Annotated in this window: 4 protein-coding genes; all 4 read left to right on the top strand. The window is 73.7% G+C overall.

Annotated features, from left to right (window positions below):
* Window positions 1-30 precede the first annotated feature (30 nt).
* Genes AB0E24_RS23250 through AB0E24_RS23235 form a run of 4 tightly spaced genes read left to right on the top strand, consistent with a single transcriptional unit; the run spans window position 31 to window position 22,309 of the window.
* Complete coding sequence (locus AB0E24_RS23250; protein WP_359379548.1) at window positions 31-4,980, top strand: type I polyketide synthase; 4,950 nt, start codon at window positions 31-33, stop codon at window positions 4,978-4,980.
* Window positions 4,981-4,998: 18 nt separating this feature from the next.
* Window positions 4,999-15,174, top strand: a complete 10,176-nt coding sequence (locus AB0E24_RS23245; protein ID WP_435865312.1) for a type I polyketide synthase — start codon at window positions 4,999-5,001, stop codon at window positions 15,172-15,174.
* 38 nt (window positions 15,175-15,212) lie between these two features.
* Complete coding sequence (locus AB0E24_RS23240) at window positions 15,213-21,467, top strand: type I polyketide synthase (RefSeq protein WP_359379544.1); 6,255 nt, start codon at window positions 15,213-15,215, stop codon at window positions 21,465-21,467.
* Between the two features lie 56 nt (window positions 21,468-21,523).
* The gene (locus AB0E24_RS23235) at window positions 21,524-22,309 is read left to right on the top strand and encodes a thioesterase II family protein (RefSeq protein ID WP_359379542.1); all 786 of its coding nucleotides are present in this window, start codon (window positions 21,524-21,526) and stop codon (window positions 22,307-22,309) included.
* The last annotated feature ends 24 nt before the right edge of the window (window positions 22,310-22,333 follow it).

Genomic DNA, 22,333 nt, shown 5'->3' with positions numbered 1-22,333 from the left:
CGTTCCGGCCCTCTTGAGGAGCTGACGACCATGGACAACGAGAAGAAGCTGCGCGACTACCTCAAGCGGGCCACCGGCCACCTCCGCGCCGCACACCGCCGGATCCAGGAGCTGCAAACCCCCGAGCCCATCGCGATCGTGGCGATGAACTGCCGCTACGCGGGCGACATCCGGTCCCCCGAGGACCTGTGGGAGGCCGTCGCCGAAGGCCGGGACGGCATGGCCGACTTCCCGTCCGACCGGGGCTGGGACCTGCCGAACCTCTTCGACCCGGACCCCGACCGCGAGGGCCGCACCTACGCCCGCCAGGGCGGATTCCTCCAGGAGGCCGACCAGTTCGACCCGGTGTTCTTCGGCATCTCGCCGCGCGAGGCCCTCACCATGGACCCGCAGCAGCGGCTGCTGCTGGAAGTGGTCTGGGAGACCTTCGAACGGGCCGGAATCGACCCGGGCACCCTGCGCGGCACCGACACCGGCATCTTCATGGGCGCCACCGACTTCGACTACGCCCGCGATCTGACCGAGCTCCCCGAAGGGCTCGAAGGCCAGATGTCCATCGGTGCGTCTGGGGCCATCCTCTCCGGCCGGGTCGCCTACACCCTGGGCCTGGAGGGCCCGGCCGTCACGGTCGACACCATGTGCTCGTCCTCGCTGGTGGCGCTGCACATGGCCTGCCAGGCGCTACGGCAGGGCGACTGCTCGATGGCGCTCACCGGCGGCACCACCGTGATGTCCACGCCCAGCGGTTTCATCGAGTTCAGCCGCCAGCGGGCGCTGTCCGCCTCCTCCCGCTGCCAGGCGTTCTCCTCGACGGCCGACGGCACCGCATGGGGCGAGGGCGTCGGAGTGCTGCTGCTTGAGCGGCTCTCGGACGCGCGGCGCAACGGCCACACCGTGCTGGCCGTCATACGTGGCTCCGCCATCAACCAGGACGGCGCCAGCAACGGCCTCACCGCGCCCAACGGCCGTGCCCAGCAGCGGGTGATCCGCCAGGCGCTTGCCAACGCCACCCTGTCCGGGGCCGACGTCGATGTGGTCGAGGCACACGGCACCGGGACGTCGCTGGGCGACCCCATCGAGGCGAACGCCCTGCTCGCCACGTACGGGAGGAACCGCCCGGCCGACCGGCCGCTGTGGCTCGGCTCGCTGAAGTCCAACATCGGCCACACGGCCGCCGCCTCGGGGGTCGGCGGCGTGATCAAGATGGTCCAGGCGATCCGCCACGGTGTGCTTCCCCAAACCCTGCATGTCCAGGAGCCCTCACCCAATGTGGACTGGTCCTCGGGCGCCGTCGAACTGCTCACCCAGGCCCGGCCGTGGCCGGAGACCGGGCGGGTCCGCCGCGCCGGAGTGTCCGCCTTCGGCGCCAGCGGCACCAACGCCCACGCCATCATCGAACAGGCCCCCGAGGCCACCGGGCCCGCGTCCACCCCGGCCGAGGGCATGACACCGGTGGGCGGGGGAGCGGTGCCGTGGGTGCTGTCGGCCAAGACCGAGTCCGGCCTGCGCGGACAGGCGGAGCGGCTGCTGGCGCGCCTCGCGGAGGGCGCTGAACCGTCCCCGGCGGATGTGGGCTTCTCGCTGGCCACCACCCGCGCCCGCTTCGACCACCGCGCCGTGGTGGTCGGCGGGAGCCTTGAGGACTTCCGCGCCGGGCTGACGGCGCTCACCCGGGCCGAACCCGGTGGCCTCGTGACACAGGGCATGGCGGGCCCCGTCGGCAAGCCGGTGTTCGTGTTTCCGGGTCAGGGGTCGCAGTGGGTGGGGATGGCGGTGGGGTTGTTGGATTCGTCGCCGGTGTTCGCGGGGCGGATCGCGGAGTGTGAGGCGGCGTTGTCGGGGTTTGTGGATTGGTCGTTGGTGGATGTGTTGGGTGATGAGGCCGCCTTGGGTCGGGTGGATGTGGTGCAGCCGGTGTTGTGGGCGGTGATGGTGTCGTTGGCGGAGGTGTGGCGGTCGTGTGGGGTGGTGCCTGCTGCGGTGGTGGGGCATTCGCAGGGTGAGATCGCGGCTGCGGTGGTGGCGGGTGGGTTGTCGTTGGAGGACGGGGCGCGGGTGGTGGCGCTGCGTTCGCAGGCGATCGCGCGTGGGCTGGCGAGGCGTGGCGGGATGATGTCCGTCGCCGAGAGTGCTGATCGGGTGCGCGAGCGGATCACCGCGTGGGATGGCCGTATCTCCGTCGCGGCGGTGAATGGCCCTGGTTCGATCGTGGTGTCCGGTGATCCGGAGGCGTTGCGTGAGCTCCAGGCGGAGTGCGAGGCCGAGGACGTGCGGGCGAAGCTGATCCCGGTGGACTATGCGTCCCACTCGGCCCATGTGGAGGCGCTCCGTGAGGAGTTGCTCGACCTGCTGGCCCCGATCCGCCCGCGCACCTCGGATATCACTTTCCACTCCACCGTCACGGGCGCACCCCTGGACACCGCCGGGCTCGATGCGGGGTATTGGTACACCAATCTGCGGGAGACGGTGGAGCTGGAGTCGGCGGTGCGGGCTCTGTCCGCGGCCGGGTTCGGGACGTTTCTCGAGATGAGTCCGCATCCGGTGTTGACGATGCCGCTTCAGGCGACCGTCGAGGACGCGGTGGTCGTGGGGTCGCTGCGGCGGGACGAAGGCGGCCCGGAGCGTTTCCTGGCCTCGCTGGGTGAGGCGTTCGTCCGGGGTGTGGCCGTCGACTGGGCCGCGGTGTTCACCGGTACGGGAGCGTCGGTCGTGGAACTGCCCACGTACGCCTTCCAACGGCAGCGCTACTGGCTGGAGCGGCCCCCGGCGCAGGCGGCCGCCTCCGGGGGCGACCCCGTGGACGCCGAGTTCTGGGACGCGGTCGAGCGCGAGGACCTGACCGCGCTGACCGCCGCGCTGGAGGTGGACGCCGACGAGGAGCGGTCGTCGCTGCGGACCGTACTCCCGGCGCTGTCCTCCTGGCGGCGTGGCCGCAGGGAGCGGTCCGTGCTCGACTCCTGGCGCTACCACGTCAACTGGAACCGGGTGCCGGACCCGGCCTCGGCGGCCCTGACCGGCACCTGGCTGCTCGCGGTCCCGGCCGGACACCTCGTCGGACACGACGCTGAACACTCCGTCGGACACCCCGTCGGACACCTCGGCACCGAGCTCATCGACGCCGTACGCGACGGCCTGGAGACCCACGGCGCCACGGTCGTCACCGTCGAGGTGGCCGAGGCCGACCGCGCCGCGGTCGCCGCGCGGCTCGCCGAGGCCACCGCCGGGGCCGCCCCGTCCGGTGTGCTCTCACTGCTCGGGCTCCCCGACGCCCCGCACCCCGGCCACGCGGGCGTGCCCATGGGACTCGCGCTCACCCTCGCCCTCGTCCAGGCGCTCGGCGACACCGGGGTGGCGGCCCCGCTGTGGCTGGCCACCCGTGGCGGCGTGTCCGCCGGCGGCACCGATGCCCTCGACAGCCCCGCCCAGGCGGCCGTATGGGGACTGGGCCGGGTCGCCGCCCTCGAACACCCCCAGCGCTGGGGCGGCATGATCGATCTGCCGGACACGGTCGACGGACGGGTGACCACACGGCTGTGCGGCGCGCTCGCGGGCCGCCTCGGCGACGAGGACCAGCTGGCCCTGCGGCCCTCCGGTGTGTTCGTCCGGCGGCTGGTACGGGCCGCCGAGCACCGGGGGAACGGCCCCGTCTGGACCCCCGGGGGCACCGTGCTGCTCACCGGCGGCACCGGTGGCGTCGGAGCCCAGATCGCCCGGCGGCTGGCCCAGGCCGGTGCCGAACACCTGGTGCTCACCAGCCGCCGTGGCCCCGAGGCGCCCGGCGCGGACAAGCTCAGGGCCGAACTCACCGAGCTCGGCGCCAAGGTCACGGTGGCCGCGTGCGATGTGGCCGACCGCGCCGCGCTGGAGGCGCTCGTACGGGAGGTGGAGGCCGAGGGGCCGCCGATCCGCTCCGTGCTGCACATCGCCGGTGCCGGTGTGCTCGTCCCGCTCGCCGACACGGATCTGGCGGAGTTCGCCGACACGGCGGAGGCCAAGGTCGCGGGCGCCGCGAACCTGGACGCGCTCTTCGACCGGGACACGCTCGACTCGTTCGTGCTCTTCTCCTCCATCTCGGCCGTCTGGGGCAGTGGCGAACACGGCGCGTACGCCGCCGCCAACGCCTATCTCGACGGGCTCGCCGAGCACCGCCGGGCCCGTGGCCTCACCGCCACCTCGGTGGTGTGGGGCATCTGGAGTCCCGAGGAAGGCGGGATGGCCGCCAACCTCGCCGAGGAGCAACTGCGCGGCCGGGGTATCCCGTTCATGTCCCCCAGGCTCGCCATCGACGCGTTCTGGCAGGTCATGGAGCGGGACGAGACCGTGGTGGTGGTCGCCGACGTGGACTGGGAGCGGTTCGTCCCCGTCTTCACCTCGGCCCGGCCCAGCCCGCTCATCGACCAGGTGCCCGAGGTGGCGCGGATCCTGGCCGCCGACGCCGGCACCGGGGCGGACCCGACCGGAGAGTCCTCCTCACTGCGCGACCGGCTGGCCGAGATGGCCCCGGCGGACCGTCAGGTGGCCGTGCTGTCGCTGGCGCGCTCGCAGATCGCCGCCGTGCTCGGCTATCCGGGGCCCGAGGCCGTGGACGCCTCGCGCGCCTTCCGCGAGCTGGGCTTCGACTCCCTGAGCGCCGTCGATCTGCGCAACCGCCTGGGCACCGCCACCGGGCTCCGCTTCCCCGTCACCGTCGTCTTCGACTACCCGAGCGCGGAGGAGCTCGCCGGACACATCGGCGCCGAACTCTTCCCCGATGACACCGCCGCCACCGCCCTCGACCCCGAAGAGGCCGACGTCCGCCGGGCGTTGACCTCCATCCCGCTGCTCCGGCTCCGCGAATCCGGACTGCTGGACGAGCTGCTGCGGCTGGCCGGTTCCCACGACCCGGCCACCGGACCGGCGGATGAGGAGCCCGCCGAGTCCATCGACGACCTGGACGTGGATGACCTCGTGCGCATGGCCTACGACAAGAACGACCTCTGACGAGACTCGACTGCGGAGCTGACAATGGCAAACCCAACCGACAAGATCGTTGGCGCGCTGCGGGAGTCTCTGAAGGAGACCGAACGGCTGCGGCGGGTCAATCAGCAACTCACCGCCGCCTCCCGGGAACCCATCGCCATCGTCGCGATGAGCTGCCGCTACCCGGGCGATGTACGCGGCCCCGAGGACCTGTGGGAGCTGGTCACCAGCGAGCGCGACGCCATCTCCGGATTCCCCGGCAACCGCGGCTGGGACCTGGAGAACCTCTACGACCCGGACCCCGACCGGCAGGGCACCGTCTACGCCACCGAGGGCGGATTCCTCCACGACGCCGACCAGTTCGACCCCGCGTTCTTCGGCATCTCGCCCCGCGAGGCCACCGTGATGGACCCGCAGCAGCGGCTGCTGCTGGAGACCTCCTGGGAGGCGTTCGAGCGCGCCGGAATCCACCCGGCGGCGTTGCGCGGCAGCAAGACCGGCATCTTCGTGGGCGCCGCCTACCAGGGCTACATCCCCGACTGGCCCCATATGCCAGAGGGCCTTGAGGGCCACCTGGTCACCGGCATCTCCGCGAGCATCATGTCCGGCCGTATCGCCTACACCCTGGGCCTGGAGGGCCCGGCCGTCACCATCGACACCGCCTGCTCGTCCTCGCTGGTCGCCCTCCACCTGGCCTGCCAGTCGCTGCGCCAGGGCGACTGCTCCCTCGCGCTCGCGGGCGGCGCCGCCGTGATGGGCGCCCCGATGGGGCTCATCGGCTTCGCCCGGCAGCGCGGGCTGGCGCAGGACGGCCGCTGCAAGGCATTCGCCGACGGGGCCGACGGCATGGGCCTCGGCGAGGGCGTCGGCATACTGCTGCTTGAGCGGCTCTCGGACGCGCGGCGCAACGGCCACACCGTGCTGGCCGTCATACGTGGCTCCGCCATCAACCAGGACGGCGCCAGCAACGGCCTCACCGCGCCCAACGGCCGCTCCCAGCAGCGGGTGATCCGCCAGGCGCTCGCCAACGCCGCACTGACGGCGGAGCAGATCGACGCCGTCGAGGCCCATGGCACCGGCACCCCGCTGGGCGACCCGATCGAGGCGGGCGCGCTGCTCGCCACGTACGGAAAGGACCGCGCGGCGGACCGGCCCCTGCTGATCGGCTCGCTGAAGTCCAACATCGGCCATCCGCAGGCCGCCGGTGGCGTCGGTGGTGTCATCAAGATGGTGCAGGCCATGCGGCACGGCCTGCTGCCCAGGACGCTCCACGCCGAGGAACGCTCCTCGCGGATCGACTGGTCGGCCGGGGCGGTGGAACTGCTGACCGAGGCCAGGGAGTGGCCGCGCGGCGAGGAACCCCGCCGGGCCGCCATCTCGGCCTTCGGGGCCAGTGGCACCAATGTGCACACCATCCTCGAGGAGGCGCCCGAGGAGGAGCCCGCGAAGACCGCGGCCGAGGGGGACACCCCGGTGGGCGGGGGAGTGGTGCCGTGGGTGCTGTCGGCGAAGAGCGCGGCGGGCCTGCGGGCGCAGGCCGAGCGGCTGCTGACACATGTGACCGCGCGCCCCGGGCTGTCCGCGGCCGATGTCGGCCACTCGCTCGCCACCACCCGAGGCCGCTTCGACCACCGTGCGCTGGTCCTGGGCGGCGACCGTGACGAGCTGATCGACGCGCTGGGCGCGCTGGCCTCCGGCGGCGATTCCCCGCGCGTGGTGCGCGGTGAGGGAGTGGCCGCGACCGACACCCGTCCGGTGTTTGTGTTCCCGGGTCAGGGGTCGCAGTGGGTGGGGATGGCGGTGGGGTTGTTGGATTCGTCGCCGGTGTTCGCGGGGCGGATCGCGGAGTGTGAGGCGGCGTTGTCGGGGTTTGTGGATTGGTCGTTGACCGGGGTGTTGCGGGGTGCGGGTCCGGGGTTGGAGCGGGTGGATGTGGTGCAGCCGGTGTTGTGGGCGGTGATGGTGTCGTTGGCGGAGGTGTGGCGGTCGTGTGGGGTGGTGCCTGCTGCGGTGGTGGGGCATTCGCAGGGGGAGATTGCGGCTGCTGTGGTGGCGGGTGGGTTGTCGTTGGAGGACGGGGCGCGGGTGGTGGCGTTGCGTTCGCAGGCGATCGCGCGTGGGTTGGCTGGGCGTGGCGGGATGATGTCCGTCGCCGAGAGTGCCGATGGCGTACGCGAGCGGATCGCCGCGTGGGATGGGCGTATCTCGGTGGCGGCCGTCAACGGCCCCGGTTCGATCGTGGTGTCGGGTGATCCGGAGGCGTTGCGTGAGCTCCAGGCGGGGTGCGAGGCCGAGGAGGTGCGGGCGAAGCTGATCCCGGTGGACTACGCGTCCCATTCGGCTCATGTGGAGGCGCTCCGCGAGGAGTTGCTCGATCTGCTGGCCCCGATCGCCCCGCGCCGTGCCGAGGTGCCGTTCTGCTCGACGGTCACCGGCGACACCCTGGACACCGCCGGGCTCGATGCCGGGTATTGGTACACCAATCTGCGGGAGACGGTGGAGCTGGAGTCGGCGGTGCGGGCTCTGTCCGCGGCCGGGTTCGGGACGTTCCTCGAGATGAGTCCGCATCCGGTGCTGACGATGCCGCTTCAGGCCACCGTCGAGGACGCGGTGGTCGTGGGGTCGCTGCGGCGGGACGAAGGCGGCCCGGAGCGTTTCCTGGCCTCGCTGGGTGAGGCGTTTGTCCGGGGTGTGGCCGTCGACTTGGCCGCGGTGTTCACCGGTACGGGAGCGTCGGTTGTGGAACTGCCCACGTACGCCTTCCAACGGCAGCGCTACTGGCTCGAAGGCTCCTCCGCACCCGCCGAAGCCGAGGCGGTGGACGCGGACTTCTGGGACGCCGTGGAGCGCGAGGACCTGGCGTCGCTGGCCGCCGCGCTGGAGGTGGACGCCGGGGAGTCGTCCCTGGCCATGGTGGTTCCGGCACTTGCCGCATGGCGCCGGGCGCGCCGCGAGCGGTCCGTGCTCGACTCCTGGCGCTACCACATCACCTGGCACCCCCTGGGCGACGCGCTCACCGCCCCCCACGACCGGTCGTCGGCCGGTGCCGACTGGCTGATCGCCGCGCCCGCCGGGGCGCCGGAGGGCCCGCGCGTCGCGGAGGCGCTGCGGGAACGCGGCGCCCACGTACGGCTGGTGGAGCTGACCGAAGCGGACGCCGTACGCGAGGCGCTCGCCCGCAGGCTCGATGAGGCCACGGCGGACGCGCCGCCGACCGCGGTGCTCTCGCTCCTGGCACTCGCCGAGGAACCGTACCGCGCGGGCACGGCGCAGCCGCTCGGCCTGGCCCTCAACCTCGCCCTGCTCCAGGCGCTCGGCGACACCGGCGCCGACGTCCCGCTGTGGTACGCCACGCGCGGGGCGGTGTCCGTGGGCCGCGCGGATGTGCTGGACCATCCGTTGCAGGCCCTCACCTGGGGTCTGGGCCGGATCGCCGCCGCGGAGTATCCGCGGCGCCGGGGCGGTCTGGTGGATCTGCCCGGCACCCTGGACGACCGCGCCGTCGCGCGGCTGTGCGGTGTGCTCGCGGGCCGGCTGACCGGCGAGGACCAGGTCGCGGTGCGCGCCTCCGGTGTCCACGGGCGCAGGCTGGTCAGGGCCTCGGTGCCGCTGACCGACGCCGCCACCCCGTGGCGGCCGCGCGGCACCGTGCTGGTGACCGGCGGCACCGGCGGTCTGGGCGCCCATGTGGCGCGCTGGCTGGCGCGGGGCGGCGCCGAACACCTGGTGCTCGCCGGCCGCCGGGGCCCCGAGGCCCCCGGTGCCGCCGAACTCGCCGAGGAGCTGCGGGAGTCGGGGGTCCGGGTGACCGTGGCCGCGTGCGACGCCGCCGACCGCGACGCGCTGGCCGCCCTCCTCGCCACGCTGGACGGGGACGAGGCCCCGCTCGACGCGGTCGTCCACACCGCGGGCGTCCTGGACGACGGGGTGCTCGACACCCTCACCCCCGAGCGGGCCGACGGGGTGCTGCGCCCGAAGGTGGACGCGGCGCTCCATCTGCACGAGCTCACCCGCGACCGCGAGCTGTCCGCCTTCGTGCTGTTCTCCTCCTTCGCGGGCACGCTCGGCGGCCCCGGCCAGGGCAGCTACGCGGCCGCCAACGCCTTCCTCGACGCGCTCGCACACTCCCGCCGCGCCCAGGGCCTCCCCGCCACCTCCGTGGCCTGGGGCGCGTGGTCCGGCGGCGGACTGGTGGACGAGGCGGTCGAGGCGCGGCTGCGGGCCACCGGTATGCCCGCGATGGCGCCCGATCCGGCGATCGCCGCCCTGCAACGCGCCCTGGACGTGGCCGACACCCATGTGGCCGTGGCCGATGTGGAGTGGGACCGGCTCATCGCCGCCACCCCCTCCCTGGGCGGCGCCGCCGTGCTCGGCGAACTCCCCGACGCCCGGCGGACGGACACGGCGGCCGCCGCCACGGGCGAGAAGGACACCCCGCTCGCCCAGCGGCTGGCCGGGCTGTCGGCACAGGAGGCCGAAGAGGCGCTGGCCGACCTCGTCAGCACCGAAGTGGCCGCCGCGCTCGGCTATCCCGACACCACGGCGGTCGAGGCCGGGCGCGCCTTCCGCGAACTGGGCTTCGACTCGCTGACCGCCGTCGACCTGCGCAACCGGCTGAACGCGGCCACCGGGCTACGGCTGCCGGTCACCCTCGTCTTCGACTACCCGACCGTCACCACGCTGGCCCGCTTCCTGCTCGCCGAGAGCGGGGCCGGGGAGACCGGGGCCACCGCCCCGGCGGGCCCGCTGCCCGCCACCGTCGCGGTGGACGACGACCCGATCGCCATCGTGGCCATGAGCTGCCGCCTCCCGGGCGAGGTGACCACCCCCGAGGAGCTGTGGCGGCTGCTGATGGACGGCCGGGACGCCATCTCGGGCTTCCCCACCGACCGCGGCTGGGACATCGAGGGCACGTTTGACCCCGACCCCGACAAGCCGGGCACCTTCTACGCCACCGGCGGTGGCTTCCTCGACCGGGCCGACCACTTCGACACCGAGTTCTTCGGGATATCCCCGCGCGAGGCGCTCGCCATCGACCCGCAGCAGCGGCTGCTGCTGGAGACCAGCTGGGAGGTGTTCGAACGGGCCGGGCTCGACCCGGCCGCGGTGAAGGGCACCCAGGCCGGGGTCTTCATCGGCGCCAGCTACAACGATTACGGCTCGCGCTTCACCCGCGCGCCCGAGGAGTTCGAGGGCTATCTGGCCACCGGCAGCGCCAGCAGTGTGGCGTCCGGGCGCATCTCGTACACCTTCGGCCTCGAAGGGCCCGCGGTCACCATCGACACCGCCTGCTCGTCCTCCCTGGTCGCCCTCCACCAGGCGGCCCAGGCGCTGCGCCAGGGGGAGTGCTCGCTGGCGCTCGCGGGCGGCGTCGTGGTGATGTCCACGCTGGACACCTTCATCGAGTTCAGCCGGCAGCGGGCGATGGCCCCCGACGGCCGCTGCAAGGCGTTCTCGGCGGACGCCGACGGCGCCGGGTGGGCCGAGGGCGTCGGCATGCTGCTGCTGGAGCGGCTCTCGGACGCGCGGGCGAACGGCCATGAGGTGCTGGCGCTGGTACGCGGCTCCGCCGTCAACCAGGACGGCGCCAGCAACGGCCTCACCGCCCCCAACGGCCCCGCCCAGCAGCGGGTGATCCGCCAGGCGCTGGCCGGTGCGGGCCTGTCGGCCGCCGACGTGGACGCGGTCGAGGCCCATGGCACCGGCACCCGGCTCGGCGACCCGATCGAGGCGCAGGCCCTGATGGCCACGTACGGCCAGGGGCGGGACGCGGACAGGCCGCTGTGGCTGGGCGCGCTGAAGTCCAACATCGGTCACACCCAGGCCGCTTCGGGCGTCGCCGGGATCATCAAGACGGTGCTGGCGCTGCGCCACGGCGTACTGCCGAAGACCCTCCACGCCGATGAGCTCTCGCCCGAGGTGGACTGGTCGGCCGGTGCGGTGGAGCTGCTGACCGAGGCCCGGGAGTGGCCCGAGACGGGACGGCCGCGGCGCGCGGGCGTGTCCGCCTTCGGCGTCAGCGGCACCAATGTGCATGTGGTGCTGGAGCAGGGCCCCGAACACACCGCACCCGTGGCCGAGCGGTCGATCCACTCCGACGTGGTGCCCTGGGTGCTCTCCGGGCGGAGCGAGACGGCACTGCGCGCGCAGGCCGGGCGGCTGCGGGACCATCTGGAGGAGCGGCCGGAGCTGCGCCCGGCGGACGTCGGGTACGCGCTGGCGACCGGCCGCTCGGCCTTCGGCCACCGGGCCGTGGTCGTCGGCGCCGAGCGGGAGGGACTGCTGCGTGGCCTGGCGGAGCTGGCCTCGGGGACGGCCCCGGAGACGGTGGCCGACGGCGGGAAGACAGCCTTCCTGTTCACCGGGCAGGGCGCTCAACGGCCCGGCATGGGACGGGAGTTGTATGCGGCCTTCCCGGTGTTCGCGGCGGCGTTCGACGAGGTGTGCGCCGAGCTGGACCGTCATCTGGACGGTTCGGTGCGGGAAGTGGTCTTCGGCGCGGACGCGGAGCCGCTGAACCGGACCGTGTTCACCCAGACCGGGTTGTTCGCCCTCGAAGTGGCGCTGTACCGGCTGGTCGAGACGTGGGGCCTGCGCCCGGACTTCCTGGTCGGCCACTCGGTGGGCGAGCTGGCGGCGGCGCATGTGGCGGGGGTGTTCTCGCTGGCGGACGCCTGTGCGCTGGTGGCGGCCCGGGGGCGGCTGATGCAGGCGCTGCCGGAGGGCGGTGCGATGGTGTCGCTCCAGGCGGCCGAGGCCGATGTGCTGCCGCGTCTCGAAGGCCATGAGGACCGGGTGAGCGTGGCGGCGGTCAACGGGCCGGAGGCGACCGTCATCTCCGGTGACGAGGACACCGTCCTGCGGATCGCGGAAGCGGCCGGGGTCAAGAGCAAGCGGCTCACCGTGTCCCACGCCTTCCACTCGCCGCTGATGGACGCCATGCTCGCCGAGTTCGGCACGGTGGCCGCGGGGATCGGCTACTCCGCGCCGCGCATCGCGGTGGTCTCCAACGTCACGGGTGAGGTGGCGGGCGAGGAGCTGTGCTCGCCGGAGTACTGGGTGCGCCATGTGCGCCGGGCGGTGCGCTTCGGGGACGGCATACGCTTCCTCGCCGAGCGGAATGTGACCCGCTTCGTCGAGATCGGCCCCGCCGGTGTGCTCTCGGCCATGGGCCAGGAGTGCCTGGCCCACACAGGCACGGACACAGACACGGAGACCGGCACCGGCACCGACGCCGCGTTCGTCCCGCTGCTGCGCAAGGGCCGCGATGAGACCGAGTCGCTGCTGGCCGGGGTCGGCCGGGTGCACGCCCATGGTGGCGCGGTGGACTGGGAGATGGTGTTCGCGGGCCATGGCGCCCGCCGGGTGGAGCTGCCCACGTACGCCTTCCAGCGGCAGCGCTACTGGCTGGACGCGCCCGCCACCGTGGGCGACGTAGCCTCGGCCGGTCTCGGTCCGGCCGGGCATCCGCTGCTGGGTGCCGCCGTCGAACTCGCCGACAGCGACGGCCTGGTGCTCACCGGGCGGCTGTCCACGCGCGGCCAGCCCTGGCTCGCCGACCACGCCGTGTCCGGCGTGGTCCTCTTCCCGGGCACCGCGTTCCTGGAGCTCGCGATCCAGGCCGGCGACCGGGTGGGCTGCGACCGGGTCGACGAGCTGACCCTCCAGGCGCCGCTCATCCTCCCCGAGCGCGGCGCCGTCATCCTCCAGCTGGTGGTGGACCCGCCAGAGGAGGACGGCCGGCGCGCCGTGAACGTCTACTCCCGCCCCGAGGACGCCGGGCGTGAGCTGCCGTGGACCCGGCACGCCACGGGTGTGCTGGCGACCGGGGCCGCCGAGGGCTCGTACGACCTGGGCGGGGCGTGGCCGCCGCCGGGCGCCGAGCCGATCGGGGTCGAGGACCTGTACGAGCGGTTCACGGCGGGCGGCTTCGGCTACGGCCCGGCGTTCCAGGGGCTGCGAGCGGCCTGGCTGCGCGGCGACGAGGTGTTCGCCGAGGTACGGCTGGGCCAGGAGCAGCAGTCCGCCGCCACCGGCTACGGGCTGCACCCCGCCCTGCTGGACGCCGCCCTGCACACCATCGCGCTCGGCCCGATGCTCCAGGAGGGGGAGGGCCGGCTGCCGTTCTCCTGGACCGGGGTGACGCTGCACGCCTCGGGTGCCGGTGAGGTACGGGTGCGGCTCACCCCGAGCGGCACCGATATGGTGGCCCTGACCGTGGCGGACACCATCGGCCGGCCGGTGGCCACCGTCGAATCACTCGTACTGCGCAAGCGGCCCGAACGGCTCGGCGAAGCCGCGGGCGGCGACACGCTCTACCGGCTCGACTGGACGCCCGCCGACACCTCCGCGACGGCGCCCGAGCACCCCGCCGGACACTGGACCCTGCTCGGCGACGACGACTTCAAGCTGGTCGGACTCGATGTGCGCACCTACCCGAACCTGGCGGCGCTGCCCGCCGACCCGGCCGCCATGCCCGCCACCGTGCTGGTGCCCTGCGCACCGGAGCCCCGGGGCGTGGCCGACGCCGTACGGACCGCGACCCACCGGGCGCTGACGCTGCTTGGGGCCTGGCTGACCGAGGAGCGGTTCGCCGACTCCCGGCTGGTGTTCATCACCCGGGGCGCGGTGGCCACCACACCCGGCGCGGACGTACCCGATCCGGCGCACGCCGCGGTCTGGGGCCTGGTGCGCTCGGCGCAGTCGGAGAACCCCGACCGGTTCGTCCTCGTCGACCTCGACGAACACGAGGAGTCGGCGCTCGCCCTGCCGATCGCGCTCGCCCTGGACGAGCCCCAACTGGCGGTGCGCCGGGGCGACATCATGGTGGCCAGGCTCGCCGCCACCCCGCTCCCCGCGAGCGCCCCGCCCGCCTGGGACCCCGAGGGCACGGTGCTGGTCACCGGGGCCACCGGCACCATCGGCGGGGTCATCGCCCGCCATCTGGTGGCCGAGGGCGGCGTACGGCATCTGCTGCTCGCCGGCCGCCGAGGCCCGGACGCCGAAGGCGCGGCCGAACTGCGCCTGGAGCTGGAGGAGTTGGGCGCCGAGGTCACGCTCGCCGCCTGCGATGTGGCCGACCGGGAGGCGCTGGCGGCGCTGCTGGCCACCGTACCCGCCGCACATCCGCTGACGGCCGTCGTGCACACCGCGGGCGTCCTGGACGACGGTGTGGTCTCCTCGCTCACCCCCGAGCGCATCGACCGGGTGCTGCGGCCCAAGGTCGATGCCGCGCTCGCCCTGGACGAGCTGACCCGCGACCTGGACCTGTCCGCGCTCGTCCTCTTCTCCTCCATCGCCGGCACCTTCGGCGGCATGGGCCAGGGCAACTACGCGGCGGCCAACGCCTTCCTCGACGCCTTCGCCCAGCACTGCCGCGCCCAGGGGCGGCCCGTCCAGTCCCATGCGTGGGGGCTGTGGGCCCAGCGCAGCGAGATGACCGGCAAGCTGGCGGGCGCCGATCTGAACCGGCTGGCGCGCGGTGGCATCATCCCGTTCTCCTCGGAGGACGGCGCCCGGCTCTTCGACGCCGCACGCGCCGTGGACGCCGCCGTCGTGCTGCCCATGCGGCTGGACACCGCGGGGCTCGGGGCACGGTCCGGTGAGGTACCGCCGCTGCTGCGCGGGCTGGTCAGGGCCGCGCCCGCGAAGCCCGCCCGGCGGACGGCCGCCGGAGCCGGGGCCGCGCCCGCGCGGCCCGAGGGGCTCAAACAGCATCTGTCCAGCCTTCCGGAGGCCGAACGCGGCCGGTTCCTGCTGGACCTGGTCCGCACCACCGTGGCCGGGGTGCTGGGCTTCGGCTCGGTGGCGGCCGTCGAGGCGGAGCGCGGTCTGCTCGACCTCGGCTTCGACTCGCTCACCGCGGTGGAACTCCGCAACCAGCTCGGCAAGGCCACCGGCCGGCGCCTGCCGGTGACCCTGCTCTTCGACTACCCCACCTCCATCGCGATCGCCGCGTATCTGGAAGCGGAGATCGCGCCGGAGGCATTCACCGCCGCGGCGATGACCTTTCCGGAACTCGACGCGCTGGAAAGCAACCTGGCCGAGGTCGCCGCCGACGACGAGGCGCGCACCACGCTCGCCTCGCGCCTTCAGGGCCTGCTGGAACGGCTCGACCAGGGCCCGGAGGGCGCGGAGGACGCGGTCGTCGGCCGCATCGACGCCGCCTCGGACGACGAGATCTTCGACTTCATCGAGAACGAACTCGGCCTGTAGTGCACGGAGTTGGAATTCACAGAGATGGGCGGTAAACGGTGAGCGAGGCAAAGCTCCGCGACTTCCTCAAGCGAGTGACCACGGATCTGCACCGCACTCGCCAGCGCCTCCAGGAGGCCGAGGCCAAGGACCACGAGCCCATCGCCATCGTCGGGATGGCCTGCCGCTACCCCGGTGGGGTGGCCTCTCCGGAGGACCTGTGGGAACTGGTGGCGAACGGCCGCGACGCGGTCACCGGGTTCCCCACCGACCGGGGCTGGGACCTGGACGCCCTCTACGACCCGGACCCGGACAAGCCGGGGACGAGCTATGCGCGGGAAGGCGGTTTCGTCACCGACGCCGACCACTTCGACCCCGCGTTCTTCGGCATCTCCCCGCGCGAGGCCCTCGCCATGGACCCGCAGCAGCGGCTGCTGCTGGAGACCGCGTGGGAGGCCCTGGAGCGCGCCGGGATCGACCCGGCCACGCTGCGCGGCAGCCGCACCGGGGTCTTCGCGGGGGTGATGTACCAGGACTACGCCACCCGGCTGCGCCAGGTGCCCGACGATGTCGAGGGCTATGTGGGCAGCGGTGGCTCCGGCAGCATCGCCTCCGGCCGTATCGCCTACACCTTCGGTCTCGAAGGCCCCGCGGTCACCGTGGACACCGCCTGCTCGTCCTCGCTGGTGGCCCTGCACCTCGCCGCGCAGGCGCTGCGCAGGCAGGAGTGCTCGCTGGCCCTCGTCGGCGGGTCGATGGTGATGTCCACACCAGTGGCCTTCGTGGACTTCAGCCGACAGCGCGGGCTCGCCTCCGACGGCCGCTGCAAGGCGTTCGCCGCGTCCGCCGACGGCACCGGCTGGGGCGAGGGCGTGGGCATGCTGCTCGTGGAGCGGCTGTCGGACGCGCGGGCCAACGGACACCGGGTGCTCGCGGTCGTCCGCGGCTCCGCCACCAACCAGGACGGCGCCAGCAGCGGGCTCACGGCCCCCAACGGCCCCTCCCAGCAGCGCGTCATCCGGCAGGCGCTGACGGACGCCGGGCTCACCCCGGCCGATGTGGACGCGGTCGAGGCACACGGCACCGGCACTCCGCTCGGCGACCCCATCGAGGCGGGCGCGCTGCTGGCCACCTACGGCCAGGACCGCCCCGTGGACCGGCCGCTGTGGCTCGGCTCGCTGAAGTCCAACATCGGCCACACCCAGGCCGCCGCGGGCGTCGGCGGGGTCATCAAGACGGTGCTTGCGCTGCGCCACGGCGTACTGCCCAGGACCCTGCACGCCGAGGAGCCGACCGCCAATGTCGACTGGGAGTCGGGCGCGGTGCGGCTGCTGACGGAGGCCCGGCCGTGGCCCGAGCCGGACACCGAGCGCCCGCGCCGCGCCGCGGTGTCCGCCTTCGGCTTCAGCGGCACCAACGCCCATGTGATCCTGGAGCAGGCCCCCGCCGAGGACCCCGCGGACGAGGACGCCGCGGACACCGGGCCCGCCGCCGGGTGCGACCTGGTGCCATGGCCGCTGTCGGGTCGGACCGAGGAGGCCCTGCGGGCTCAGGCCGCGCGGCTGCGGTCGTATGTGGCGGGCGAGCCCGGCCCGTCCCCGGTGGACATCGGCTATTCGCTGGCGCTCACCCGCTCCGCCTTCCCCCACCGTGCGGTGGTCGTGGGGTCGAACCGTGCCGAACTGCTGGGCGGACTCGACCAGTTGGCCTCCGGCGCCACCTCCGGCGCGGTGGCCGGTGCGGGCCGGACGGCGTTCCTGTTCACCGGGCAGGGCGCCCAGCGGCTCGGCATGGGACGTGGTCTGCACACCGCCTTCCCGGTCTTCGCCACCGCGTTCGACGCCGTGTGCGCCGAACTCGACCGCCACCTGGACGGCCATCTCGAGCACGGGGTGCGCGATGTGGTCTTCGGCGAGGACGCCGAACTGCTCGACCGGACCGTCTACACCCAGACCGCTCTCTTCGCCGTCGAGGTGGCGCTGTACCGGCTGCTGGAATCCTGGGGTGTGACCGCGGACTTCCTGGTCGGCCACTCGGTGGGCGAGCTGGCGGCGGCGCATGTGGCGGGGGTGTTCTCGCTGGCGGACGCCTGTGCGCTGGTCGCGGCCCGGGGACGGCTGATGGACTCGCTGCCCGCCGGAGGCGCGATGGTCTCGCTCCAGACCGGCGAGGCCGGGGTGCTGCCCCATCTGGAGGGCCGCGAGGACCAGGTGGCCCTCGGCGCGGTCAACGGCCCGGCCGCCACGGTGATTTCCGGCGAGGAGACGGCCGTTCTGCGGATCGCGGAAGCGGTCGGCGTCAAGAGCAGGCGGCTGCGGGTCGGCATCGCCGCCCACTCGCCGCTGATGGAGCCCATGCTGGAGGAGTTCGCCAAGGTCGCCGGGGAGCTGTCCTACGCCGCCCCCCGGATCGCGGTGGTGTCCAATGTGACCGGCGAGGCGGTGGCGGAGGAGCTGTGCTCGCCCGAGTACTGGCTGCGCCATGTGCGGCAGCCGGTGCGTTTCCAGGACGGGATGCGGTTCCTCGAGGACCGGGGCGTGACCCGCTATGTGGAGGTCGGCCCGGCCGGTGTGCTGTCCGTGATGGGCCAGGAGTGCGTCGCCGACGCCGATGCCGCCGCCTTCATCGCCCTGCTGCACAAGGACCGCGACGAGGCCGAAGCGCTGCTGACCGGGGTCGGCCGGGTGCACGCCCATGGCGGCGCGGTGGACTGGGAGATGGTGTTCGCGGGCCGTGGCGCCCGCCGGGTGGAGCTGCCCACGTACGCCTTCCAGCGGCAGCGCCACTGGCTGGACGGCCCCGACCGGGCGGGCGATGTGACCTCGGCGGGTCTTGGCGCGGCCGGGCATCCGCTGCTGGGCGCCGCCGTCGAACTCGCCGACACCGACGGCCTGGTGCTCACCGGACGGCTGTCCCTGGCCACCCAGCCCTGGCTGGCCGACCACGCCGTCTCCGGTACGGTCCTCTTCCCCGGCACCGCCTTCCTGGAACTGGCCGTCCAGGCCGGTGACCAGGTCGGCTGCGACCACGTCGAGGAGCTGACCCTCCAGGCGCCGCTGATCCTCCCCGCCCGTGGCGCGCTCACCCTCCGGGTGACCGTCGGCGAACCCGACGAGAGCGGGCGGCGCCCGCTGAACGTCCACTCCCGTCCCGAGGGCGCCGGGTTCGGCGAGCCATGGACCCCGCACGCCACCGGTACGCTCGCCACCGCCGCATCCGCCACCGCCGCATCCGCCACTCCCGCGGAGCTGACCGCGTGGCCTCCGGCGGACGCCACCGAACTCGACGTCAGCGACATGTACGAGCGGTACGCGGCGGGCGGCTTCGGCTACGGCCCGGCCTTCCGGGGCCTGCGGGCCGCCTGGCTGCGCGGCGACGAGGTGTTCGCCGAGGTGCGGCTGGCCCAGGAGCAGCGGTCGGCTGCCGCCGGGTACGGGATCCACCCGGCCCTGCTCGACGCCTCCTTGCACGGCATAGCGCTCGGCACCCTCTTCGCCGGGGAGGACCCCGGGACGGCCCAGGGGCGGCTGCCGTTCTCTTGGACCGGGGTGTCGCTGCACGCCGCCGGGGCCGACGAGGTGCGGGTGCGGATCTCCCCGGCCGGGGAGGACACCGTGGCGCTCGCGGTGGCCGACCCGACCGGCCGCCCGGTGGCCACCGTCGAGGGGCTGCTGCTGCGGAAGATGGCCGGCGACCAGCTCAGCGGCGCCCGCGCCGCGAGCAGCGAATCGCTGTTCCAGCTCGACTGGCCCGCTCTCACCGGCTCCGACCGGCCCACCCCGCTGACCCGGGCCGCGCTGGTCGGCGACGACGGGCTCGAGGTGACCGAGAGCCTCTTCGCGGCCGGGGTCCACCTGGAGTCGTATGTGGACCTGGAGTCGCTGGGCGCGGCCGTCGAGGCCGGTACGGCCGCCCCCGCGGCGGTCCTGGTGTGCTGCCAGGCCGGGCCCGGCGCACCGGCCCACGCCGTACGGGACTCCCTGCGCACCGCCCTCGAGCTGGCCCGGAGCTGGTCGGCCGATGAGCGGTTCGCCGACTCCCGGCTGGTGTTCATCACCCGGGGCGCGGTGGCCACCGAGCCCGGCGCCGAGATCACCGATCTGCCGGGGGCCGCCGTCTGGGGCCTGGTGCGCTCGGCGCAGTCGGAGAACCCCGACCGGTTCACCCTCGTCGACCTCGACGCACATGAGGAGTCCGTACGCGCCCTCCCGGCGGTCCTCCCCTCCGGGGAGCCGCAGCTCGCGCTGCGCGCCGGACAGCCGCACACCCCTCGGCTCGCCCGCGCCCAGGGCGGGACCGGCGCCACACGAGCGCTGGACCCCGAGGGCACCGTTCTGATCACCGGCGCCACCGGTACGCTCGGCGGGCTGCTCGCCCGCCACCTGGTGACCCGGTACGGCGTCCGCCATCTGCTGCTGACCAGCCGCCGGGGACCGGCCGCCGAGGGGGCCGATCGGCTGCGCGAGGAGCTGACCGCGCTCGGCGCGACCGTGGCCGTGGTGGCGTGTGACACCGCCGACCGGGACGCGGTGGCCGCCCTGGTGGCCCAGGTGCCCGCCGACCATCCGCTGACCGGGGTGTTCCACACCGCCGGGGTGCTGGACGACGGCGTGCTCTCCTCGCTCACCCCCGAGCGGATGGACACGGTGCTGCGGCCCAAGGTCGATGCCGCGCTCCATCTCGACGAGGCCACCCGGGAGCTGGATCTGGCCGCGTTCGTGCTCTTCTCCTCCGCCGCCGGTGTGCTCGGCGGCGCGGGACAGGGCAACTACGCGGCCGCCAACGGCTTCCTCGACGCCTTCGCGCAGGCCCGCAGGGCGCGTGGGCTGCCCGCCCACTCCCTCGCCTGGGGGCTGTGGGCGCGGACCAGCGCGCTGACCGGTACGGCGGACACGGCCGGGGCCGCCCGCTCCGGCGTGGCCGCGCTCTCCTCCGAACAGGGCATGGAACTGCTCGACACCGCCCTCGCGCTGGACACTCCCTTGCTGATCCCGATGCGGATCGACCTCGCGGCGCTGCGCGCGAACGCCGGCTCCGGCTCGGTGCCGCTGCTGCTGCGCGGACTGGTGCGGACACCGGCGCGCCGGGCGGGCGCGCACACGCGCGGCGGCTCGCCGGGCGGCGGCTCCGCGCTGCGGGAACGGCTCGCCGGGCGGTCCGAGGCCGAACAGGACGCCGTACTGCTGGAGTTGGTGTGCACCCAGGTGGCCACCGTGCTCGGCCACCCGGACCCCTCCGCCATCGGCCCGGCCCATGAGTTCGTGGACTCCGGCTTCGACTCGCTCACCGCGGTGGAGCTGCGCAACCGGCTGAACGCGGCCACCGGGCTCAGGCTTCCCGCCACGCTCGTCTTCGACCATGAGACGCCGACCGATCTGGCCGTCCGGCTCCGCTCCGACCTGGCCGCGGCCAAGCAGCCGGCCCCGTCCGAACAGCCCACCGCGGCCACGGCGGCCACCGCGGCGGATGATTCCTCCACGCTGAGCGCGCTGTACACCCAGGCGTTCGAGACCGGGAAATGGAAGGAGATCTTCGACCTGCTGCACGCCACGGCGGCGCTGCGGCCCCGGTTCAGCGGCCCCTCCGAGCTGGCGAAGCTGCCGATGCCGGTCCGGCTCAGCAAGGGCCCGGCCGGGCACCATATGTTCTGCTTCTCCTCGTGCCTGGCGGTCGCGGGCATCCACCAGTACGCGCGGTTCGCGGCCTCGCTGCGCGGGCGGTGCGATGTGTCGGCGCTCGCCCTGCCGGGCTTCGGCCGCGGTGAGCCCCTTCCGGAGACGGCGGACGCGGTGGTCGCCGCCCAGGCCGAGGCGGTGGCGAAGGCCGCGGACGGGCAGCCGATCGTGCTCCTGGGCTCCTCGGCGGGCGGCTGGTTCGCCCACGCCGCCGCGGGACATCTGGAGCGGATGGGCATCCGGCCCACCGCGGTGGTCCTGGTGGACACCTATGTGCCCAAGAGCAGCATCCTCAACCAGTTCGGGCTCTCGCTCATGGACGGGATGACCGAGCGCGAGGGCGTGTTCGTCACCATGGACGACGCCCGGCTGTCGGCCATGGGCTGGTACCTCAACCTCTTCGGCGGCTGGGACCCCGAGCCGATCGAGACGCCCACCCTCCTGGTGCGCGCGCTGGAGCCGCTGTCCACCGGATCGCTGAAGCTGGAGGAGCTGCCCGACTGGCGGTCCTTCTGGGAGCTGCCGCACGACATCGTCGATGTGCGCGGCAACCACTTCACCATGATGGAGGACCACTCCCTCCCCACCGCCCAGGCCATCGAGGACTGGCTGGAGCGCCTGGAGCGCGACGGCGCCTGACCCGCCCGGACATCCCGCCGAGGCGCCCTGCCCGCATCAGAGAAGGAACTACCACCATGGCGTTGCCCGCCACCGATGAGAGCCTGTGGTTCCGCAGGTTCCATCCGCGCCCGGAGGCCGAGGTCGGCCTGGTCTGCCTGCCGCACGCGGGAGGAGCCGCCAGCTTCTACTTCCCGATCTCCGAGCTGCTGCCCCCGACGGTGGAGGCGCTGGCCGTCCAGTACCCGGGACGGCAGGACCGCCGCCATGACGCGCCCATCGAGAACATCCACGAGCTGGCGCACGAGATCTACCAGGCGCTGAAGCCGCTGGCGGCACACCGGCCGATCGCGCTGTTCGGCCACAGCATGGGCGCGAGCGTCGGGTTCGAGCTGGCCAGACTGCTCGAAGGGGAACTGGGGACCGTGCCCGTGGCGTTCTTCGCCTCGGGCCGCCCCGCGCCCTCGCACCACCGGAGCCTGGGCATCCACCGGCGCGACGACGCCGGGCTGATCGCCGAGCTCCAGCTGGTCAGCGGGACCGACTCCCGGATCCTCGGCGACACCGAACTGCTGCGGCTGGCCCTGCCGGCCATCCGCAGCGACTACAAGGCGGCCGAGACCTATGAATACCGGCCCGGCGCCCGGCTGGCCTGCGACATCGTGGGGCTCACCGGCGACAGCGACATCCGCGTCACCGCCCGGGAAGCGGCGGGCTGGCGGGAACACACCTCGGGCTCCTTCCGGCTGGAGGTCTTCTCCGGCGGCCACTTCTACCTGGGTGAGCAGAAGGCAGCGGTGGCCGGAGTCATCACGGACACCCTGCGGGCGGCCACCGCCCGCGCCCGACGACCCATCGACTGAGAGAGAAACCGACGATGCGTATCC

This window comes from Streptomyces malaysiensis subsp. malaysiensis (assembly GCF_040653035.1).
Taxonomy (GTDB): Bacteria; Actinomycetota; Actinomycetes; order Streptomycetales; family Streptomycetaceae; genus Streptomyces; species Streptomyces malaysiensis.
The sequence above is the reverse complement of the archived record's forward strand: the minus strand, read 5'-3'. Positions and strand labels throughout refer to the sequence as shown.

What these genes read in the sequence shown, in the direction of transcription:
- AB0E24_RS23250 (WP_359379548.1), top strand. Translation starts at nt 31, where the DNA reads ATGGACAACGAGAAGAAGCTGCGCGACTACCTCAAGCGGGCCACCGGC.
- AB0E24_RS23235 (WP_359379542.1), top strand. Translation starts at nt 21,524, where the DNA reads ATGGCGTTGCCCGCCACCGATGAGAGCCTGTGGTTCCGCAGGTTCCAT.